Source organism: Rubrivirga marina (genome assembly GCF_002283365.1).
Lineage (GTDB): Bacteria > Bacteroidota > Rhodothermia > Rhodothermales > Rubricoccaceae > Rubrivirga > Rubrivirga marina.
Genome location: NZ_MQWD01000001.1, coordinates 2,529,258 through 2,543,838, shown reverse-complemented (window position 1 = coordinate 2,543,838; position 14,581 = coordinate 2,529,258). Strand labels below are relative to the sequence as shown.

Below are 14,581 nucleotides of genomic sequence, written 5' to 3'. Positions count from 1 at the left end.
GCCCCCGCTCTCCCCGCCCCGGTCCGCCTCAGCGACCGCGCCGCCGCGGAGGTCCGACGGATCGTCGCCAACAAGCAGATCCCGGACCAGTTCGGCCTCCGCGTCGGCGTCAAGGGCGGCGGGTGTTCGGGGATGAGCTACGTCCTCGGCTTCGACAAGCGGCGCGACCACGACCTCGCGTTCGAGCTCGACGCCGAGCACGAGGCGGGCCCCATCACCGTGTTCATGGACAAGCGCCACGGGCTCTACCTCATGGGCACGACCGTCGACTACCACGACGGCCTCGACGCGCGCGGGTTCATCTTCGAGAACCCCAACGCGACCCAGACCTGCGGCTGCGGCAGCTCGTTCGCTGCCTAGCCAGGCCGCCCGCCTCGGCGACCCGCTCGACGGAGCGCCCGAGGCCGGCGACCCCACGCGCTCCGGCGCCACCACCTTCACTATGGAAGGCAACTTCTCCAACCGCGTCCGCGACGTGATCTCGTACTCCCGCGAGGAGGCGATCCGCCTCGGGCACGACTACATCGGGACCGAGCACCTGCTCCTCGGCATCATCCGGGAGGGCGAGGGGATCGCCGTCAAGATCCTCCGCAACCTCGGGTGCGACCTCTTCAAGCTGAAGAAGGCCGTCGAGGACACCGTCCGGAGCACGGGCGGGACGCTCACCGTCGGCAACATCCCGCTGACGAAGCAGGCCGAGAAGGTCCTCAAGATCACGTACCTCGAGGCGAAGCTCTACAAGAGCGACGTCATCGGGACCGAGCACCTCCTGCTGTCGCTCTTGCGCGACGACGAAAACGTCGCCGCGCAGATCCTACAGCAGGCGTTCTCGGTGAGCTACGACGCCGTCCGCGCCGAGCTCGACTCCATCCTGAGCGGGAAGGCCTCCCCCCGCGCAGCGACCGATGAGCCCGGCTCGGGCTCCGGCCGCGGGCGCTCCCGCTCGTCCAGCAGCAGCAAACGAGAGATGGCAGAAAAGTCCAAGACCCCGGTCCTCGACAACTTCGGCCGGGACCTCACGAGCCTCGCCGAAGAGGGCAAGCTCGACCCGATCGTCGGCCGCGAGGTCGAGATCGAGCGCGTCGCGCAGGTGCTGTCGCGGCGCAAGAAGAACAACCCGGTCCTCATCGGCGAGCCCGGCGTCGGTAAGACGGCGATCGCCGAGGGCCTCGCGCTCCGGATCGTCCAGCGGAAGGTCAGCCGCGTCCTCTACGACAAGCGGATCGTGACGCTCGACCTCGCCGCCCTCGTGGCCGGCACGAAGTACCGCGGCCAGTTCGAGGAGCGGATGAAGGCCGTCATGACGGAGCTCGAGAAGAACCAGGACGTCATCCTGTTCATCGACGAGCTCCACACGCTCGTCGGCGCTGGCGGCGCCTCGGGCTCGCTCGACGCCTCGAACATGTTCAAGCCGGCGCTCGCGCGCGGCGAGATCCAGTGCGTCGGCGCGACGACGCTCGACGAGTACCGCCAGTTCATCGAGAAGGACGGCGCGCTCGACCGGCGCTTCCAGAAGATCATCGTCGACCCGGCCACCCCCGAGGAGGCCGTCGAGATCCTCACCCAGATCCAGCCGAAGTACGAGGAGCACCACAACGTCGAGTACGACGAGGGCACCATCGAGCTCATCGTCAAGCTCTCGGAGCGGTACATCACCGACCGGCACCTCCCGGACAAGGCGATCGACGTCCTCGACGAGGCCGGCGCTCGCGTCCACCTCGCCAACATCAAGGTGCCCCCGGAGGTCGTCGAGCTCGAGGAGCAGATCGAGGCGGTCAAGGAGGAGAAGAACGAGGTCGTCAAGAGCCAGAACTTCGAGAAGGCTGCCCAACTCCGCGACAAGGAGAAGAAGCTCCAAGAGGAGCTCCAGAACGTCAAGGACGAGTGGGACCGCCAGTCCGAGGACGAGACGTACCCCGTGACCGAGCGCGACATCTCGGCCGTCGTCGCCATGATGACGGGCGTGCCCGTCGACCGCGTCCAGACGACCGAGGGCGCCAAGCTCCTCAACATGGAGACCGAGCTGAAGGGCTCTGTGGTCGGGCAGGACGAGCCGATCCTCAAGCTGGCCCGCTCGATCCGTCGGACCCGCGCCGGGCTCAAGGACCCGAAGCGGCCCATCGGCTCGTTCATCTTCCTCGGCCCGACCGGCGTCGGCAAGACGGAGCTGGCCAAGCGGCTGACGGAGTACCTCTTCGACAGCCAGGACGCGCTCATCCGGATCGACATGTCGGAGTACATGGAGAAGTTCTCCGTGTCGCGCCTCGTCGGCGCGCCTCCCGGCTACGTCGGCTACGAGGAGGGCGGCCAGCTGACCGAGAAGGTCCGCCGTAAACCCTACTCGGTGGTCCTGCTCGACGAGATCGAGAAGGCGCACCCCGACGTGTTCAACATCCTGCTCCAGGTGCTCGACGACGGGATCCTGACCGACGGCCTCGGCCGCCGCGTGGACTTCCGGAACACGATCATCATCATGACCTCGAACATCGGGGCGCGGGACATCAAGAACCTCGGCAAGGGCATCGGCTTCTCGCTCACGGAGGACACCTTCGACTACTCGAAGATGAAGTCGACCGTGGAGGACGCCCTCAAGAAGGTGTTCAACCCGGAGTTCCTCAACCGGATTGACGACGTCATCGTCTTCCACCCGCTCGAGAAGTCCCACATCCTCGAGATCATCGACGTGATGCAGACGGACCTCTTCGCGCGCGTCGAGGACCTGGGCATCGGGATCGAGCTCACGCAGGCGGCCAAGGAATTCCTCGTCGAGAAGGGGTTCGACCCCCAGTTCGGCGCCCGTCCGCTACGGCGCGCGATCCAGAAGTACGTCGAGGACCCGATGGCCGAGGCGATCTTGACGAACGACCTCCAGGAGGGGGCCAAGATCACCGTCGATCACAAGAAGGACGAGGAGGAGCTCTCGTTCAAGACGAAGAAGGCCCGCAAGAAGAAGGCGGCCTCTGACGCGGAGGCCGAGGAGGAGCCCGAAGCCGAGGCGCCCGCCACGGACGACTAGGCTCCGGCCCTCTCCCCTGCTCCCCGCCCGCCTCGGTGACCATGCCGAGGCGGGCGGTTTCAGTTGAGGCGCGGCTACTCCTCTTCGTCGTCTTCGTAGTCGCCGGGCGTCACGGACCCGCCGGTGTAGCCGGGCGAGTCGCTCGCGGGGAAGGTCTCGTACAGGGCCTCGTCGACCTCGCTGTCGGGGTCGATCGTGTCGTCGACGTCGTCCTCGCGGGGCGGAGCGTCGGCGGGCGGGCGGGCGTCGGGGGCACGGTCGAGGGCGTCGGGCATGGTCTTGGAGGGATGGGCTCCCCGTACACGCCCCGACCGGATGAGTGTCGGTCGGAGCGTCCGGGCAAACAGACGCGGTCGCTACTCGGTGTCCGGAAGCGGGTTCTCGATGGTCACGTCGATGTCGGCTCCGCCGCCGTCGGCAGGAGCCGCGCCGCCGCGGAGGAAGAAGAACCAAACGAGGATGCCGACGAGGACGAGCGCGACGATGGCAACGATCGCGGTCGATGCACCGCTGCTGCCGTTGGTTTCAGCCATGAGGTGGTGGGTCAGAAGGGAGGCCCTTCAAGCACCCCCGCGATCCGGGGGTTCCTCCCCTCCGCGGCGCCCGGACGTACCCATACAAAAAGCGCCGGCCCCACCTCGGGGACCGGCGCTTACGTCCTGCACAGACTGCTCGGGCGCTAGCGTGCGAGCGAGACCGAGCGGGTGGCCGTCTGGCCGCGGCCGTCGGTAGCGCGGACGAGATAGAGGCCCGGCGGGAGGTCGCCCGCATCGACGCGGAGCGTGTAGGTCCCGGCCTGGACATAGCCGTCGTGGAGGAGCGCGACGCGGCGGCCGAGCGCGTCGTGAACGGCGACCGAGAGCGACGTGGCTTGCTCGACCGTCAGCGTGAGCCGCGTCGATGACGTGAACGGGTTCGGGCTCGGGACCGACAGCCGGAACGGCTGCGGCGTGTCGTCGGTGTGGACGAGTGTAAGCTCGCCGCCGTCAACCACGGCGGCACGCGCCGGGACGGCGACGACGGCCGCCGCGAGCAGGGCGACCGCGACGAGGCGGCGAAGAGAGTAGAAAGGAGCCATCGGCGGAGGGAGACCTCTCGGAATATCGGGACAACGCGACACAGATCCAAACGGATCCGAGGCAAGGAACGTGCCCGCTCCCTACCACCACGTCCGATTGCGGGGGTCCGAAGCCATCGACCGGGTCAGACGGCTTCGCTGCTCCTTCGTCCCTGTGGCTCGCAGCACGAGGGCGAGGGCCATTCCGGTGAGGAAACCGCCGATGTGGGCCCCATACGCGACGCCCCCGGTCTCCTCCGTCACCGCCAGCGCCCCCCACTGGTTGACGAACTGGAGCACGATCCACAACCCGAGCACGACCACCGCCGGGACCGTGACGACCCGGAAAATGAACACGGCGTTCACGCGATTGCGCGGGAAGAGCACGAGGTACGCCCCGAGAACGCCCGCGATCGCCCCACTCGCGCCCAGGTTCGGGACCAGCCCGTCGGGGTCGAGGAGGATCTGCGCGATCGTCGCCACGATCCCGCTGGTGAGGTAGAACAGGACGAACCGCGCGGTTCCGAATCGGTGCTCCACGTTGTCGCCGAAGATCCAGCGGTAAAGCAAGTTGCCGGCGATGTGGCCGAACCCGCCGTGCATGAACATCGCCGAGAGGACCGTGAGGTAGACGAGCGGCGCCGGTCCCGGCCCGGGCCGCTGCGGGATGTCCTGCGCCGACGTGATCTGGACGTTCGGGTCCTCCTCCGGGATCGGGCGGGAGTTGACGAGGTCCTGCCCCGTCGTGATCTCCTCCGGCACGACGCTCCAGCCGTACGTGAACGCCGGCTCGCTCAGTTGGTAGGCGAACACGAGCACGTTGGCGACGAGGAGCACGATCGTGGCCCAAGCCGGGCCGTCGAGGTGGCGGTCGTCGTCGCTGATCGGGAAGAGCATCGGCGGGCGGTAGGTTGCGGGCCGCCAACCGCTCCGCCGTGCCTCCGGGTCCCCAGACAGTCGCCATCGTCGGCACCGGCCTCATCGGGGCCTCGCTCGGCCTCGCTCTCCGCCGCCGGGCCCCCGAGACCGCCGTCCTCGGAGCCGACGCCGACGCGGCCCACGCCGCCGAGGCCCTCCGCCTCGGCGCGCTCACGGGCACGGGCTCGACCGCCGAGGTTCTCGCCTCCGCCGACCTCGCCGTGCTGGCGACGCCGCTCGACGCGCTCCCCGCTCTGATGGAGCTCGCCGCCGCGCACGTCCGCCCCGGCGCGCTGGTCACGGACGTCGGATCGGTCAAAGGGGCCGTCCTCGACGCAGCCCGCGTGCTGCCCCAGACCGTCCGGTTCGTCGGGGGGCACCCGATGGCGGGCGCGGCCGTCGGCGGGCCGGAGCACGCCGACCCGCTCCTGTTCGAGAACGCCGTCTGGGCGCTCTGCCCCTCCCCCGGCCTCGGCGATCTCGCCGAGTCAGCGCCCGAGGCGCTGTGGATGGTCGAGACGGCCGGCGCCCGACCCGTCGTCCTCGACGCGGACCGGCACGATCTCGTCGCGGCAACGATCAGCCACCTCCCGCAACTGCTCGCGGTCGCGCTCGTCGAGACCGCCGCCGAGACCGGCGCCGACGCGCTTGGGTTGGCCGCGGGCGGCTTCCGCGACATGACGCGGATCGCCGGCTCGCCGTTCTCGATGTGGGGCCCGATCCTCCGCGACAACCGCACCGCCGTCGCCGACGTCCTCGCATCTTTCGGAGACCGGGTCGGCGCCCTCCGCCGGTCGATCCTCGACGATCCCACGGCGCTCGCGAGTGCGTTCGAACACGCCGGGCAGACGCGCGCGGCACTTCCGTCGTCGTCGAAGGGCTTTCTCGCCCCGCTCGCCGACGTCGTCGTGTGGGCCGACGACCGGCCGGGGTTCTTGCACGGCCTCACGGGCACGGTCGCCGCGGCCGGCTTGAACCTCAAGGACGCCGAGCTCCTGCGCGTCCGCGCGGGCGAGGTCGGGACGTTCCGGTTTGGGTTCGAGACGGCCGCCGACGCGGACCGCGCCGTCGAGGCGCTCACCGAGGCGGGCTACCGGGCGGAACGGAGAGGCGAAGGATGAGGGGCACGGCGCGAGCGGAAGCGCGCTCGCACCCGCCGCCTCACTCCTCCTCGCCCTCTGGAATCCCCTCGTCGAACGCGCCGGAGACCTGACCGGCGTCCTTGAGCCGGGACGCCTTGGTCGCATCCACACCCTGGACGACGTTGTCGGAGTCGATCTCGCGCTCAACCGTGACCTGGTAGCGCATGTAGTCCTCGCTCGCGCCGCCGGGGCCGGCTTCTCCGCCTGACACGGGGATGGCCTGGATCACTTTCCACCCCTGCCCGATCTGGCGCCCAATCTCGGACATGTGCTGGTCCTCGCCGTCGTGCTCTTCGACGTTGACGCTGACGAGGAGGGTCTTTTGCTCTTGCTGCATGGGATCGGGATGGGCGCTGTGAGAGTGGACGCCCTAAACGCCGCCGCCCGGGTGGGGTTCATCGAGGAGCCCCTTCGCGTGGGCCCAGAACACGGCCGCCGCGTGGACGCCGTGCGCGATCCGGCCTGCCTCGACGAGGTCGGGGAGCGACGAGGCCGGAACGAGGCGGACGCGGAGGTCTTCGCTCACGTCGAGGTCGGGCGCCGCGGCGGCGTGGCAGCCCTGCGCGACGAAGATGTGCCCGTAGTTCGTGTGGCGGCCGGGCTCGACCGCCAGCTTCCCGAGGCGGACCCACTCGCGGCCCTCGTAGCCCGTCTCCTCGCGGAGCTCCCGCCGGACGGCCTCGGCCGGCTCCTCGCCGGGGTCGACGGCGCCGGCCGGTAGCTCGAGGATCACGCGGTCGATTCCGTAGCGGTACTGCTCGACGAGGACGGCCTGCCCGTCGTCGGTGAGGGCGAGCGCGCACGTCCAGTCGGGGTACTCGGCAACGTGGTACTCCTCGAGGACGGGGCCGTCGGGGAGTTGGACGCGGTCCTCGCGGAGCGTCATCCACCAGCGGTCGACGAGTGTCTTGGAGGCGAGGCGGGTCCAGGGTCGGATCGGGTCCATAGGGGCAAGGTCGTATCGTCGGGCACGCTCTCGCCGCGACTCCGTGCGCCTTGCTCGTCTCGGTCTTCTGCCGACGCTGGCCTCGACCGCCTCCGGCCAGGCCCTACAACACGTCCCCTCCCCTGACTGGACGGGCCTCGGGACGGGCGAAGGGACGAGCACGGGCCATGACACGGAGAGTGGCCCCGACGGAGAGGTGGCCCCGTCGGGACGTTCGAGGGGGAGGTCGACCTCGGCGGGCTCCGGCCGGCGTCTACGTCGTCCGTGTGAGCGGCGGCCTGGGCGGCGTGCGGCCTCTCCTGGTGACTCGCTGAGACGAGATGAAGAGCGGGCCCGGCGCGTTGACAGGGCGCGGGGGCTCCCGTAGTTTGGGAATCCGCTCGCAAGAGAGCGCCCAGCGGAACTAGCTCAGCTGGTAGAGCGCCACCTTGCCATGGTGGAGGTCGCGAGTTCGAGTCTCGTGTTCCGCTCCCTGAGAAACGCCCTTCCCGACTCCGGGGAGGGCGTTTCTCGTTCGGGCCGTTGCTCACGCAGGCCCGTCGTTCACAGACGTGTAGGTAGACCGCTCAAGCCGGATGCGAACGGTCGCCGCGGCGGCAGTGCATGGATACCATGCGTGCCTCGACACGAAACCTATGCCCAGCCTCCTTCTCGGTCTGCTCACCGTCGCCGCCGTGATCCTCCTCCACGGGCGCTAGGGCGCGACCCGGACCGCCTCGGCAGCGCGTCGGGGCGGGCCGAAGCTCCACCGATGCGGAGGCCCGGCGGCGAGGGCACGTCGCGCACCGGATATCAATTGCGGCCTCGGGAACGAAGGCGTTCCCATTCGCCCAAGTGTGGTCTAACGGCGTTCCCCGGGGGCCGAGCTTGGTACAGACCGTCTCGTCTCTCCCTCCCTCTCATGCGCCTCGCTGCCTTCGGGCTCCTCGCCCTCGCGTTCGCCGCCCCATCCCAGGCCCAGGACGCCCCCGACGTCTACCGCCCGAGCCTCCGCTCGACGTTCGTGGTCCCCGCTCACAACGGGGAGGCCGTCCGGATCACGACCTACGCGCGGCGCCCGCCGGAGCGCGGCCGGCTCGCCCGCCGCTACCGCGGCCTCCGCGCCAACCGGACCGTCCGGATCCCGCACGCGGCCGCCCCGGCCCGCGTCGTGCAGCGGACGATCTCGACGCCGCGCCACACGTACGTTCGCGTCGGCGGCTCGTACTACCAGGTGGTCCCGGCCCGCTAGGCCTCTTCGGGCTCGACCTCCGGCTCTACCCGAGCGGGACGCTGGACCGGCTGGTCGAGCATGCTCCCGGTCTCGGCCCCCTCGATCGACTCGTCGCGGGTGAGCGGCGCGTTTTCGCTCGCCGCCTCCCGAGCGGCCTTTCCACGCCCGATCCCGAACATCCACTCGCGCCACGTGAGCGCCATCGCGTCGCAGTCGCGGTGCGGGAACCGCTGCTGGCGCGTCTGGGAGTAGTTGAGGAGCGCGACGAGGAGGACCCCGCCGACGGTGTTGCCGGCCACGACGACGCCGAAGAACCGGGCCGCCTCGGGCAGTGTGGCGAGGCCCTGGAACGTCAGGAACAGGACCTCGCAGGCGCCGATGATGCAGTGAAACAGGTCGGCCGCCGGGACGAGGTACATCACGGCGAACACGATCAAGAAGCGCGTGACGCTGTCGCGCGCGGCGTGGTTGAGCCACACCATCGACGCCACGAGCCAGCCAGCGAAGACGCCCTTCCAGAAGAGGGGCCCGGCCGCGACCTCGAGCCCATGCTCCGCGATCTCGACCGCCACGGCGAACGTGTCGGCGTCCAGCACGCCCGTCCACGCGAGCACGAGGCCGACGAGCGCGGCGCCGATGACGTTCGCCGCCAGCACCACGCCCCAGACCCGGAGCAGCTGCGGGAGGCTCGCGATCCGCGTCAGCACGAGCGTCACCGGCGTCAGGGTGTTCTCGGTGAACAGCTGATACCGCCCGAGCACGATGAGGAGGAACCCGATCGGGTAGAGGATCCCGCCGACGAGGCCACTCGGGTCACCCGAGGCGGCCGACAGCGCGGCCCGTGCCACGAACGAGAGCCCGATGCTGAGGCCCGCCGCTAGTCCGGAGAAGAACAGGAGCCGGTTCGAGCGGACGAACTCCTCGTCGGCCGTCGCCACGATCCGCTGGAAGATCTCGTCCGTCGAGAACAAGTCGCGGACGGCGTGGCCGGCCGCCGGCGCCCCGCTCTCGGCGCGGTCCAGCGTCGAGCGGACGTTCTCAGAATCGAGGGGCTCCGCACGGGACGCGCGAAGGGCGTGTCGGGCACGGGTCAGGGGCGAGCTCATCCGGCGCGAACCCGCCGCGGCGCCCCCTGATCCCGCCGCTCGGTCCGCCTCGACGCGGTCCTACGCCCCGTCGGCGTACTTGACGGAGCAGCCGTAGGGTTGCGTCGTGGCCGGGTCGACCGGCTCGCCGGCTTGCGCAGCGGCGATCGCCGGAACGACGTAGTTCGTCGCCCCCTCGAGGTCGGCGAGGTCGGAGGTCGGGCGGTCGTCGATGGCGCCGTTGTAGACGACCTGACCGTCGGCGTCGATCACGAACATGTGGGGCGACGTCTTCGCGTCGTAGCTCCGCCCGACCTCGCCGGTCGGGTCGAGCAGGACGGCCGCCTGCCGTCCTCCCTCCTCCTCCGTGCGCGCGTTCATCTCGGCCGGCTCGAAGTAGCCCTGCTCGCCCGGCGCCGACGACACGACGGACAGCCAGACGACGCCGTCGGCCGTGGCCTGCTCTTGGAGCGCCTGCATGTTGCCGCCGCCGTAGTGCTTCCCGACGTACGGGCAGTCGTAGTTGAGCCACTCCAGCACGACCGGCTGCCCGCGGTACGCGGAGAGCGTGTGCTCCTCGCCGTTCGTGTCGACGAGCGTGAAGTCCGGGGCCATCGCGCCCGGCGTCGGCGCGACGTTGGCGGCCTCCGTCGACTCGGTCGGCACGGGCGTCGAGGCCGCCTCGGTCGGCGCGTCGGCGGGCTCGGAGGCGCAGGCGGCGAGGACGAGGGCGAGGGCGAGCGGGAGTGTGCGCATGGCGGGTCGGGCTAGCGAGAGGCGGTCTGGGGCGAGGCGGCAGCGATCGCGTCGAGGACGATGCCGGGCGTGAGGACCTCCGGCAGCAACACGGGCTCGGCCCCGCCGCCCGGATAGAACACGTAGAGCGGGACGCCGTTTCGGCCGAACCGGTCGAGGAACGCGGTAATCGCTGGGTCCTGGTCCGTCCAGTCGGCGCGGACGGTCGTGACGCCGGCCGCGTCGAACGCCTCGCGGACGGCGTCCGAGGTCAGCGAGGTCTGCTTGTTGACTTGGCACGAGAGGCACCACGTCGCGGTCACGTCGACGAACACGGGATGGCCGGCGTCCACGAGCGCGTCGACCTCGGCGGCGTCGAAGTCGACCCACGCCTCCTGCTCGGGCGCGAACGCCGTGGCCACGAGCGCGACGGCGGCCACGGCCGCCAGTCCGCCCGCCGTCCGCCCCATCAACCGGCCCCGACGGGAGAGCCCCGGCCGCGACCACCGGCCCCACGCCCACGCCGCCAGCCCGAGCGTCACGAGCGCCATCAGGAGCAGGGCCGCCGCGTCGACGTCGAGGAGGCTCCCGAATAGCCAGACGAGCCACACGGCCGTCGCGAGGAGCGGGAAGGCCAGGACCTGCTTGAGCGTCTCCATCCACCGACCCGGCCTCGGGAGTCGCTCCAGCCACCCCGGCTTAAACGACAGCAGGACATAGGGAAGCGCCATCCCCACGCCAAGCGCCCCGAAGATGGCGAGGGCGACGGGCGCGGGTTGGACGACGGCGAACCCGAGCGCCCCGGCCATGAACGGCGCCGTGCACGGCGAGGCCACGATGACGGCCAACACGCCCGACAGGAACGCCCCGCTCAGCCCCTCATGCCGGTCGAGCCGGCCGCCCACAGACGCCGCCGTCTGCCCGATCTCGAACACGCCGAGCAGGTTGAGCGCGAGGACCGTCATCAGCGCCGCCAGCCCGGCGACGACGGCCGGGTAGCGGAGCTGGAAGCCCCAGCCCGCGCCGTCGCCCGTCGCCTTGAGCGCGAGGAGGACGCCCGCGAGTGCGAGGAACGACAGGACGACGCCCGCGCCGAACGCGAGCCCGTGCGTGCGCAGCTCGGCCGCGCTCTGCTCGCGGCCCCGCACGAACCCGAGGATCTTGATGCTGAGGATCGGGAACACGCACGGCATCAGGTTGAGGACGACGCCGCCGAGGAACGCGAACGCGAGCGCGCCCCAGAACCCGAACGCGGCGGCCTCCCCCCCACTCGCGGACGCCACCGCCGGCGCCCCGCTGACCGGCACCGCCAACTCGACGGCCGTCTCGCCCGCCACGAGCACGCCACTCAGCTCCTGCGCCGGCCCCGTCGCGTAGTCCGAGGACATGAGACGGACGACCCACGCCCCGCCCTCCTGCTCGAAGCGCTGCTCGGCGGCGTGATCCAGCACCCCACTCTCGTCGACGTAAAACGTCGCGCCCTCCAGCGACACGCCATCTGGCGGGTCGAGCGTGAGCACGTATCCGACATCCGCGACGGCGGCGGAGGCGGTCCATCCGTCGGCCGAGGCGGGCAGGGCGGCGCGGGCGGCGTCGAGCGCGCCCGTCGGCCGCGTCTCAGCGGCGACCGGGATCGTTAGCGAGAGATCCGCGCGGGCGGGCAGGCAGACGTCGGCGCAGATGAGCCAGCGCGCGGCGGCCTCGAGCCGGACCGCCTCGGCGGCGTCGGCGGGGACCTGGATGCGGGTGAGGAACGACGGCGTCCCGTCGTGGGCGTACGTCACGAGGCCCGCGTCGACGTACCGGTTGGGGGGCGGGAAGCGGAGCGGCCCGGCCTGGGCGCTCTCGGGGAGCGTCCACTCGATCGAGACCGGCTGGCCGCTGTCGCCGGGGTTGAGCCAGTAGATGTGCCAGCCCTCCTCGACGTCTACCTCGAGGGCCACGTCGAACGCGTCGCCCGGCGCGATGCGGGACACGTCGGCGACGAGGCGGGCCTCGGAGTGCGGGCTCGGGTCGGACGGGGCGCCCGCGGCCGGCGGTCCCGCGCCGACCGGCGTTTGGGCGCCAGCGACGGCCGCGGTGAGCGCGACGAGCAGAGAGAGAAGCGTGCGCATAGGGGAAAGAAACGACACGAGCCGGCCCGAGGTCTCCGGACGCGCAGGATTCGCAGGCCCTTACGGACCCGACCCGGGGCCTCCCGGTACCACACCGCCCGTCGCCCCCCTCCCATCCCCTTTCCCGCATGGCTGACCGCCGAGACGTCGACGCCCTCACCCCGAAGATCCTGTCCTTCCTGGAGTCCCACGCCGACCGCGCGTACCGGGCCAAGGAGATCTCCCGGGCGATCGGCATCAAGAACCAGGGCCGCTACCAGGCCCTGCTGGACGCCTTCGACCACCTCCGCGACACGAACCAGGTGACCGTCCAGAAGGGCGGGCGCGTGCAGCACCGGAGCAACGACCACGAGGCCGTCGGCCGGCTGTCGGTCACGTCGCAGGGCTTCGGGTTCGTGGCCCAGGACGACGGGACCGAGTTCTTCGTCCGCCAGGCCCGGATGGGCACGGCGCTCCACGGCGACCGCGTGCGCGTGGCGCTGGCGGCACAGAAGAAGAACCGGCCGGCCGACCAGAAGCGCGAGGCCGAGGTGCTCGAAGTCCTCGAGCGCGGCTCGCCCAAGACCGTCGGGACGTTCTCGACGACGGGCAAGTCCGGCTGGGTCGTCCCCGACGACCAGCGGATCACGCACGACGTGTTCGTGCTGAAGGAGAACTGGAACGGCGCCGAGCCCGGCGACAAGGTCGTCGTGTCGATCGACGCGTTCCAGGACCCGAAGGCGGCGCCGGAGGGCCGCGTCCTCCAGGTCCTCGGCCGCGCCGACGCGCCCGGCGTCGACGTCCTCGCGCTCGCGCTCGCCCACGGGGCGCCGTCGGACTTCCCCAAGAAGGTCGAGGCCGAGGCCGAAGGGATCCAGCCCGGCATCACCAAGCAAGAGGTCGCCCGCCGGCTCGACCTCCGCGACGCCAACGTCTTCACGATCGACCCCGACGACGCCAAGGACTTCGACGACGCCATCCACGTGACCGACCTCGGGAGCGGGATGTACGAGGTCGGCGTCCACATCGCCGACGTGAGTCACTACGTGCCGCAGGGCGGGATCATCGACCGCGAGGCCTACGACCGCGCCACGAGCACCTACCTCGTCGACCGCGTCATCCCGATGCTGCCCGAGGCGCTCTCGAACGGCGTCTGCTCGCTCCGCCCGCGCGAGGACAAGCTGGCCTACTCGTGCATCATGACCGTCGACGGCGGCGGGAACGTCCACTCGTGGGAGATCCGCGAGACCGTGATCCACTCGAAGCAGCGGTTCACGTACGATCAGGCGCAGGCCGTCCTCGACGGCGAGGACCACCCGCTGGCGGAGGATGTCCGCCGCGCCGGCGAGCTCGCCGAGACGCTCACCAAAAAGCGGATGGCCGAGGGCGCCATCGACTTCGACGTGCCCGAGGTCAAGGTGCTCCTCGACGCCGAGGGCAAGCCGGCCGACGTGGTCGAGAAGGAGCGTCAGGCGGCCAACCGCCTCATCGAGGAGTTCATGCTCCTCGCCAACCGGGCCGTGGCCGAGGAGGCCTCCAGCCGCGAGGTCCCGTTCGTCTACCGGATCCACGACCAGCCCGACCGCGAGCGGATCAAGGCCCTCGCCGACTACGTCAAGACGTTCGGCCACACGCTCCCGCACAAAGACGGGCTCGTCCAGCGGTCGACGCTCAACGACCTGCTCCACGAAGTGAAGGGGACGCCCGAGGCGCCCGTCATCGAGCAGGCCGCCATCCGGTCGATGTCGAAGGCGATCTACTCGCCGGACAACATCGGCCACTACGGGCTCGGGTTCGACCACTACGGACACTTCACCAGCCCGATCCGCCGCTACCCGGACCTCATCGCGCACCGGATCTTGAAGCGGATGCAGGACCAGCAGCCGGGCGCGATCCCGACCGAGGAGGCGCTCGCCGAGATGTCGGAGCACTGCTCCGAGCGCGAGCGCGAGGCGACCGAGGCCGAGCGGGAGTCGATCAAGCTCAAGCAGGTCGAGTACGCCGCCCTCCACCTCGGCGAGGAGTTCGAGGGGGTCGTCGTGGGCGTGACGAAGTTCGGCGTGTTCGTCCAGATGACGAAGTTGCTCGTCGAGGGTCTATGCCACGTTCGCGAGATGGACGGGTACTGGGAGTACGACGAGCGGCGGTACACCCTCTTCAGCAAGGGCTCGGGCCACCGGATCCGCGTCGGGCAGGCGTGCCGCGTCAAGATCGAGGCGGCCGACCCCGAGACGCGCCGCGTCGACCTCGCGTTCGTCGAGCTGCCGGGCGGCAAGCCCGACGGCGAGGCCAAGGACGACAAACGGAGCAAGGCCAAGGAACGCCGATCGAAGCGGAAGACGCGCGGCGCCCGGCGCAAGGGCACGTCGCGCTAAG

Annotated in this window: 14 protein-coding genes and 1 tRNA gene; 6 read left to right on the top strand and 9 right to left on the bottom strand. The window is 70.6% G+C overall.

Going from position 1 to position 14,581, the window contains the following annotated elements; genetic code table 11:
• On the top strand, nucleotides 1–360 hold a 360-nt coding region (locus BSZ37_RS10435; RefSeq protein WP_095512363.1), incomplete at its 5' end, for a HesB/IscA family protein.
• Nucleotides 361–442: 82 nt separating this feature from the next.
• The gene (locus tag BSZ37_RS10430; protein WP_095510493.1) at nucleotides 443–3,016 is read left to right on the top strand and encodes an ATP-dependent Clp protease ATP-binding subunit; all 2,574 of its coding nucleotides are present in this window, start codon (nucleotides 443–445) and stop codon (nucleotides 3,014–3,016) included.
• Between the two features lie 74 nt (nucleotides 3,017–3,090).
• Here BSZ37_RS10430 and BSZ37_RS21995 read toward each other — a convergent pair whose 3' ends face one another.
• From BSZ37_RS21995 to BSZ37_RS10415, 4 genes are all read right to left on the bottom strand, one after another.
• Nucleotides 3,091–3,291 carry a hypothetical protein gene (locus tag BSZ37_RS21995; RefSeq protein ID WP_095510492.1) on the bottom strand — a complete coding sequence of 67 codons (201 nt, stop codon included), beginning with the start codon at nucleotides 3,289–3,291 and terminating at the stop codon, nucleotides 3,091–3,093.
• Between the two features lie 81 nt (nucleotides 3,292–3,372).
• Nucleotides 3,373–3,549 carry a hypothetical protein gene (locus BSZ37_RS21990; RefSeq protein ID WP_179299567.1) on the bottom strand — a complete coding sequence of 59 codons (177 nt, stop codon included), beginning with the start codon at nucleotides 3,547–3,549 and terminating at the stop codon, nucleotides 3,373–3,375.
• 146 nt (nucleotides 3,550–3,695) lie between these two features.
• Nucleotides 3,696–4,094, bottom strand: coding sequence for a T9SS type A sorting domain-containing protein (locus BSZ37_RS10420; protein WP_095510491.1), 399 nt, complete (start codon nucleotides 4,092–4,094; stop codon nucleotides 3,696–3,698).
• An 81-nt stretch (nucleotides 4,095–4,175) separates the two neighbouring features.
• Entirely contained in the window at nucleotides 4,176–4,970 is a 795-nt protein-coding gene (locus tag BSZ37_RS10415; protein WP_095510490.1) for a rhomboid family intramembrane serine protease, read from the bottom strand.
• 38 nt (nucleotides 4,971–5,008) lie between these two features.
• On the opposite strand from BSZ37_RS10415, the gene BSZ37_RS10410 reads away from it, so the two are divergent.
• Nucleotides 5,009–6,112, top strand: coding sequence for a prephenate dehydrogenase/arogenate dehydrogenase family protein (locus BSZ37_RS10410; RefSeq protein ID WP_095510489.1), 1,104 nt, complete (start codon nucleotides 5,009–5,011; stop codon nucleotides 6,110–6,112).
• A 40-nt stretch (nucleotides 6,113–6,152) separates the two neighbouring features.
• Here BSZ37_RS10410 and BSZ37_RS10405 read toward each other — a convergent pair whose 3' ends face one another.
• A complete protein-coding gene (locus BSZ37_RS10405) occupies nucleotides 6,153–6,470 on the bottom strand; it encodes a hypothetical protein (protein WP_095510488.1) in 318 nt (105 codons plus the stop codon).
• Between the two features lie 33 nt (nucleotides 6,471–6,503).
• On the bottom strand, nucleotides 6,504–7,079 hold the full coding sequence (locus BSZ37_RS10400) for an NUDIX hydrolase (RefSeq protein WP_095510487.1): 576 nt from the start codon (nucleotides 7,077–7,079) through the stop codon (nucleotides 6,504–6,506).
• Between the two features lie 397 nt (nucleotides 7,080–7,476).
• Here BSZ37_RS10400 and BSZ37_RS10395 point away from each other — a divergent pair.
• Together BSZ37_RS10395 and BSZ37_RS10390 are read left to right on the top strand one after the other, a co-directional pair.
• Nucleotides 7,477–7,549: transfer RNA gene (locus tag BSZ37_RS10395), tRNA-Gly, on the top strand.
• Nucleotides 7,550–7,980: 431 nt separating this feature from the next.
• Nucleotides 7,981–8,310 carry a hypothetical protein gene (locus BSZ37_RS10390; protein WP_095510486.1) on the top strand — a complete coding sequence of 110 codons (330 nt, stop codon included), beginning with the start codon at nucleotides 7,981–7,983 and terminating at the stop codon, nucleotides 8,308–8,310.
• Here the strand turns inward: BSZ37_RS10390 and BSZ37_RS10385 are convergent.
• Genes BSZ37_RS10385 through BSZ37_RS10375 form a run of 3 tightly spaced genes read right to left on the bottom strand, consistent with a single transcriptional unit; the run spans nucleotide 8,307 to nucleotide 12,226 of the window.
• Nucleotides 8,307–9,398 carry a formate/nitrite transporter family protein gene (locus tag BSZ37_RS10385; protein WP_095510485.1) on the bottom strand — a complete coding sequence of 364 codons (1,092 nt, stop codon included), beginning with the start codon at nucleotides 9,396–9,398 and terminating at the stop codon, nucleotides 8,307–8,309. The two genes, BSZ37_RS10390 and BSZ37_RS10385, sit on opposite strands and share 4 nt — an antisense overlap.
• A gap of 60 nt (nucleotides 9,399–9,458) precedes the next feature.
• A complete protein-coding gene (locus BSZ37_RS10380) occupies nucleotides 9,459–10,133 on the bottom strand; it encodes a thioredoxin family protein (RefSeq protein ID WP_095510484.1) in 675 nt (224 codons plus the stop codon).
• Between the two features lie 11 nt (nucleotides 10,134–10,144).
• Nucleotides 10,145–12,226, bottom strand: a complete 2,082-nt coding sequence (locus BSZ37_RS10375) for a protein-disulfide reductase DsbD family protein (RefSeq protein WP_095510483.1) — start codon at nucleotides 12,224–12,226, stop codon at nucleotides 10,145–10,147.
• A gap of 128 nt (nucleotides 12,227–12,354) precedes the next feature.
• On the opposite strand from BSZ37_RS10375, the gene rnr reads away from it, so the two are divergent.
• The gene (gene rnr / locus BSZ37_RS10370) at nucleotides 12,355–14,580 is read left to right on the top strand and encodes a ribonuclease R (RefSeq protein ID WP_095510482.1); all 2,226 of its coding nucleotides are present in this window, start codon (nucleotides 12,355–12,357) and stop codon (nucleotides 14,578–14,580) included.
• The last annotated feature ends 1 nt before the right edge of the window (nucleotide 14,581 follow it).